Below are 5,276 nucleotides of genomic sequence, written 5' to 3' on the forward strand. Positions count from 1 at the left end.
CCGACGACCCTCAGCCCGGAAACGCTCCTCCAACGGGGCAAGCATTTCACGGGGACCCGAAGCCACCACCGAACGCGGCCCGTTCACCGCAGCCAAACCCACATCAACGAGCCCGGCCAGCGCCTCGACCAGTTCATCCTCCGTGGCCTCGACCGCCAGCATCGCTCCGCCAGCCGGCAGGGCCTGCATCAGACGACCACGCGCCGCCACCAGAGAGCACGCGTCCGCCAGTGAGAGCACACCGGCGATGTGCGCTGCGGCAATCTCACCCACGGAATGACCCGCCACAACATCAGGCAGAACACCCCACGACGCCCACAACCGCGCCAGAGCCACCTGAAGCGCGAACACCGCAGGCTGCGAAACCCCAGTCCCCCACACCTCAGAACCCGGCCCACCATCCAACAGCAACGGGCCTACGGGAACTTCCAGTTGGGCATCGAGCAGCCCGCACACCTCGACCAGAGCCTCACGGAACACCGGGAACCGAGCCACAAGACCCGCACCCATACCCGACCGCTGCGAACCCTGACCCGAGAACGCAAACGCCGTCAGCCCCTCCGCGACACTCCCCCGCACCAGATCCCGAGAAGTACCGTCAGCCGCCAACACCTCAAGCCCAGCCGACAGTTCATCCAGATCCGAAGCCAGAACCACCGCGCGGTGCTCAAGACCCGCACGCGTCACCACCTGCGAGAACGCAACATCGGCAAGCCTCAGCGACGCATCCGAAGCGACACGCTCACTAAGCCGCTCAGCCTGACCGCGCAAACCGGCCGCCGACTTGGCCGACACCACCACCGGCAGGACACCCACGGCCGGAACGTCCACCACACCAGCAGGAACCTCGACCGCCGGCGGCTCCTCGACAATCACATGCGCATTCGTCCCGCTCAGCCCGAACGACGACACACCCGCACGACGCGGACGCTCACCCTTCGGCCAAGAACGCGCCTCGGTAAGGAGCTCCACCCGGCCTGCCGACCAGTCCACCTGCGGCGACGGCTCATCCACATGCAGCGTCTTCGGCAGCACACCGTGCTGCATCGCCATCACCATCTTGATCACACCAGCGACACCCGCCGCCGCCTGCGCATGACCCATGTTCGACTTCAACGACCCCAGCCACAGCGGAACATCACCCGTCCGCTCCTGACCGTACGTCGCCAGCAGCGCCTGCGCCTCGATCGGGTCACCCAGCGTCGTGCCGGTGCCGTGGCCCTCCACCGCGTCGATGTCAGCGGCCGACAGTCGGGCGTTGGCCAGGGCCTGCCGGATCACCCGCTGCTGCGAAGGACCGTTCGGCGCCGTCAGACCGTTACTCGCACCATCCTGATTGACCGCACTGCCCTTGATCACCGCCAGAACCTTGTGACCGTTCCGCTCCGCATCCGACAGACGCTCCACCAGGAGCATGCCGACGCCCTCGGACCAGCCCGTACCGTCGGCCGAGCCGGCGAAGGACTTGCAGCGGCCGTCGGCCGCCAGGCCCTTCTGGCGGCTGAAGGCGACGAACGGCGACGGGGTGGACATGACCATCACGCCGCCGGCCAGCGCGAGTGAGCACTCCCCCGACCGCAGGGCCTGCGCCGCCAGGTGGAGGGCCACCAGGGACGAGGAGCACGCCGTGTCCACCGTCACGGCCGGGCCCTCCAGGCCGAGGTGGTACGAGATGCGGCCGGAGATCACCGAGGCCGCGTTGGCGGTGGCCATGTACGCCTCGCCGATCTCCGGCACCGTGTCGAGGAGGTCCGCGTAGTCCTGGATGCCCGATCCCGCGAAGACGCCGACGCGGCGTCCGCGCAGCGACAGGGGGTCGATGCCGGAACGTTCGACGGCTTCCCAGGAGGTCTCCAGCATCAGCCGCTGCTGCGGGTCGGTGGCCAGCGACTCGCGCGGGTTCATGCCGAAGAAGTCGGCGTCGAAGCCGGCCACGTCGGCGACGAAGCCACCCTCGCCGACGTAGCTGCTGCTCGCTCCCTCGGCGTCGCCGTCGCGAAGGCGGGCGAGGTCCCAGCCACGGTCGTCCGGGAACGGCGACACCGCGTCCCGTCCCTCCGCCACCAGGTCCCAGAGTGCCTCCGGCGTGGTCACGCCACCCGGGTACCGGCAGGCCATGCCGATGATCGCGATGGGCTCGGTGTCCTGGCTCTCCAGCTCGTCGAGGCGGCGACGGGTCTGGTGCAGATCTGCCGTCACTCGCTTCAGGTAGTCGAGAAGTTTCTGGTCATCCGCCATTTCGGTGCCACCGAGTCCTTGATCTGGAAAGTCGTAACGAGTGGGGAGGCTCAGGCGAGGCCGAGTTCCTTGTCGATGAAGTCGAAGACGTCGTCTGCCGACGCGCTCTCCAATTGGGAGCCGACGTCCACCGCCGCATCGGGCGAGTCACCGAGCCTGGAGGCGAGTGAGCGCAGCCAGGAAATGACGTTGAGCTCTGACAGTTCGTCCGTGTCGAGCCCCAGCACGGTTGTCTCCAGTTGCGCCAGGCGCTCCTGCAACGACGGCTGCCCTGAAGGGCCTTCGCCCTCGGGGCACAGCTCGGACCGCAGATAGGCGGCGAGCGCCGAGGGGTTCGCGTAGTCGAAGACCATCGTGCTCGGCAGATTCCTGCCGGTGGCCGTGGTCAGCCGGTTGCGGAGGTCGACGGCGATCACGGAGTCGAAGCCGAGGTCCTCGAAGGCCCGGCCCGGGTCCAGGTCCGACGGCGAGTCGTAGCCGAGCAGTTCGCCGACGTGTGTGCGCACGAGCGTGAGCAGGGTGCGGGACTGCTCCGCCGGGGACATCCCGGCGAGTTCCGCGGCGAGTTGGGTTGCCCCGCCCGATGCGTCGCGCACAGTGTCGGAGCCGCCGTCCAGCAGGGCGCGCACTTCGGGGATCGCGTCCAGTACGGGTCGCGGGCGGGCGAGCGTGTACGTGGGCGCGAAGCGGGACCAGTCGAACTCGGCCACGACGACGTGTTCCTCGGAGCGTACGAGTTCTCGCCGCAGGCTTGCGAGCGCCGTCTCGGGGGCCATGGCGGGGGCGCCGATCCGACGCATGACGGCCGCAAGCTCCTCGTCGACCATCCCGCCCTGCCAGGAACCCCAGGCGATCGCGGTCGAGGTACGCCCACGGGCCCTGCGGCTGCGCGCCAGCCCGTCCAGGTAGGCGTTGGCACCCGCGTAGGCCGCCTGGCCGGCGCTGCCCCAGACCGCCGAGCCGGAGGAGAAGAGGACGAAGGCGTCCAGGGGCCGGTCACCGAGCAGCTCGTCGAGGTGGCGGGCACCGAGCACCTTGGCCCGGGCCACTTCTGCGAACTCGTCGAGGGTCAGCTCGGTCAGCGGCGCGAGGCGCTGTGCGGCGCCCGCGGCATGGAAGACCGCCGAGAGGGGCCGGTCCTCACCGAAGGACGCGAGCAGCGATTCCAACAGGTCGCGGTCGGCGACGTCGCAGGCCTCGATCCGTACCCGGGCTCCCAGACCCTCCAGTTCTGCGGCCAACTCGGCTGCTCCGGCAGCCGCGTTGCCACGGCGGCTGGTGAGGACCAGGTCCCGCGCCCCGTGTGCGGCCAGCATGCGGGCCACGTGCGCGCCGAGCCCACCGGTTCCGCCGGTGATCAGGACGGCGCCGCCCGGAGTCCACGCGCTCTCGCCCTGGATGCCCTGCTCGGGCAGGGCCGCCCGCACCATGCGGTACGCGTACGTCGTGGCGCCCCGGACCGCCAGCCGGTCCTCGCCACCTTCCACGGTCAGGGCCGCGCACAGGCGGCGCGACGCCGCGTCGTCCAGATCCACGGGTACGTCCACCAGTCCGCCCCAGGTCTCGGGCCGGTCCAGGGACAGCGAGAGGCCCATGCCCCACACCACTGCCTGCGCGGGGTCGGCCGTCTCCTCCGGCGTGGCCGCGACGGCACCCGAGGTCACGATCCGGAGAGGAGCGCCGATACCGGCGTCCGCGAGGGCCTGCGCGAGGACGACCGTGTCGGCGGTCCCCTGGGAAAGCTCCGGATGGCCGGCACTGTCACGTGCGTCGAGCGCGAGCAAGGAGAGGACGCCCTGCGGGGTCTCCGCATCCACGCTCTCGGCGAGTACCGCCGCCAGTGAGGCCCGGTCGTGGCCGCCGACCTCGATGGGGATCGTCTTGACCCCCTGCTGGTCGAGCGCCTTCTGGATGCGATCGACGAGTACGGGGGCTGCGTGCGCGGCGGGGAGGAGGACGAGCCAGGTACCTGACAGCGCCGAGCCTTCGGTGAGGGAGACCGGCTGCCAGTCGGTCTTGTAGCGCAAGCCGTCCAGCAGGCGGTTCGCCCGCTGGCGTCCGCGCATCTCGGCCATGGCTGGCAGCACCGCGCCGAGGGAGCCGCTGTCGACTCCCAGCAGCTCGGCGAAGGTACCCGGCTCCGCCGATTCGACCGCGTCCCAGAACGCCGCGTCGAGAGGGTCGGCCTGCGCGGTGGGCGCCGCGTCGGCGGCCTGGGTCCAGTAGCGCTCCTGTTGGAAGGCGTACGTGGGCAGGTCGATCCGGGCCGGGGCGTGCTCGGCGTAGAACGCATCCCAGTCGATGCCCGTGCCGGAGACGTGGAGGCGGGCCAGAGCGGTCAGGACCGATTCCGCCTCGTCCTTGTTTCCGTGCAGGCTCGGTACGACCACGGCGCGGGAGTCGTCCGGGAGGGACTGCTGGGTCAGCGCCGACAGAACCCCCTGCGGGCCGATCTCCAGGAAACGGGAGACACTGGTGTCGGCAAGAGCGGTGACCGCGTCCGCGAAACGCACCGGGCGCAGGACGTGCTCGATCCAGTAGTCGGGGTCCTGCCACGCGGCGTCCGAGGCGCCGGTGACCGTCGAGACGGTCGATACCTTGGCCGGCTGGAAGTCGAGTGCTTCGACCACCTTGCGGAACGGCTCGATCATCGGCTGCATCAGCGGAGAGTGGAAAGCATGGCTGACGTCCAGCCAACGCACCCGACGGCCCTCAGCCCGGAAACGCTCCTCCAACGGGGCAAGCGTTTCACGGGGACCCGACGCCACCACCGAACGCGGCCCGTTCACCGCAGCGACGCCCACATCCGCAAGCCCGGCCAGCGCCTCGACCAGCTCGTCCTCTGTGGCCTCGACCGCGAGCATCGCCCCGCCAGTCGGCAGGGCCTGCATGAGACGACCACGCGCCGCGACCAGAGAGCACGCGTCCGCCAGTGAGAGCACGCCGGCGATGTGCGCTGCGGCAATCTCACCCACGGAATGACCCGCCACAACATCAGGCAGAACACCCCACGACGCCCACAGCCGGGCCAGAGCCAC

The 5,276-nt window shown here is 70.1% G+C and carries 2 protein-coding genes; both read right to left on the reverse strand.

The window, feature by feature from the left end; all coding sequences use genetic code 11:
• On the reverse strand, positions 1–2,238 hold a 2,238-nt coding region (locus tag ABZY57_RS31810; protein WP_356517866.1), incomplete at its 3' end, for a type I polyketide synthase.
• 50 nt (positions 2,239–2,288) lie between these two features.
• Positions 2,289–5,276 (reverse strand): SDR family NAD(P)-dependent oxidoreductase, encoded by a 2,988-nt coding sequence (locus ABZY57_RS31815; protein ID WP_356517868.1) that lies wholly within the window; start codon positions 5,274–5,276, stop codon positions 2,289–2,291.

This window comes from Streptomyces sp. NPDC006450 (assembly GCF_040612195.1).
Classification (GTDB): domain Bacteria; phylum Actinomycetota; class Actinomycetes; order Streptomycetales; family Streptomycetaceae; genus Streptomyces.